At 26.8% G+C, this 589-nt stretch carries 2 protein-coding genes; one reads left to right on the top strand and one right to left on the bottom strand.

Features of this window, described 5'->3' with window-relative positions; translation table 11 throughout:
- Positions 1 to 157, bottom strand: a 157-nt coding sequence (locus QMD61_11760; GenBank protein MDI6725309.1) for a helix-turn-helix domain-containing protein, incomplete at its 3' end; no start/stop codon positions are given.
- Between the two features lie 353 nt (positions 158 to 510).
- Here QMD61_11760 and QMD61_11755 point away from each other — a divergent pair.
- On the top strand, positions 511 to 589 hold a 79-nt coding region (locus QMD61_11755; protein ID MDI6725308.1), incomplete at its 3' end, for a tautomerase family protein.

Below are 589 nucleotides of genomic sequence, written 5' to 3'. Positions count from 1 at the left end.
AATAAAGATAAAGTGTGCTTTTACCAAGACCAACCTCTTTTGCTATTTCATCCATTGAAACATCAAAGCCTTTATCAGCGAATAGTTTCCTGGCAGCTTTGATAATATCGATTTGACGCTGCTCTCTTTCTCTTTCCTTCCATTTTGCAAGTGACATATGATTTCACCCATCTTTAATGACTATTTAATCATACTTATGACTTATTAGTCAGTAATATAACTAGTAGTTCTTATACTATATAAAGATTTTGGTTAAAATAAAATTTTTAATACTATTAAGAAAATCATAGAAAACAAAAAATGTACTACTGAAGTTATTTTAGTTAAAAAAACATTAACTCCACATTTATTCTGGGTTTATTATTCACAGTATAATGAAATAAAGAATAAATATCAAAAAATTAAATACAATGAGCCAATAATATCTAAAAAAATTCAATAATAGAAAATATACCAAAAGGTATAGTGAAAAGATTTTTTAAAGGTTGTTAAAATGGCCCCCTTGTTAAAATAGAGATAAGAAAAGGAAAATCCGAAAAATATAAAAAGGCAATATTAGATGGAGTTCATGATGCTCTAGTTGAGGCAA

Origin of the sequence: Methanobacterium sp. (genome assembly GCA_030017655.1) — an archaeon.
GTDB lineage: Archaea > Methanobacteriota > Methanobacteria > Methanobacteriales > Methanobacteriaceae > Methanobacterium_D.
Note: the sequence above shows the minus strand (reverse complement) of the source record. Positions and strands in the feature narration are given on the sequence as shown.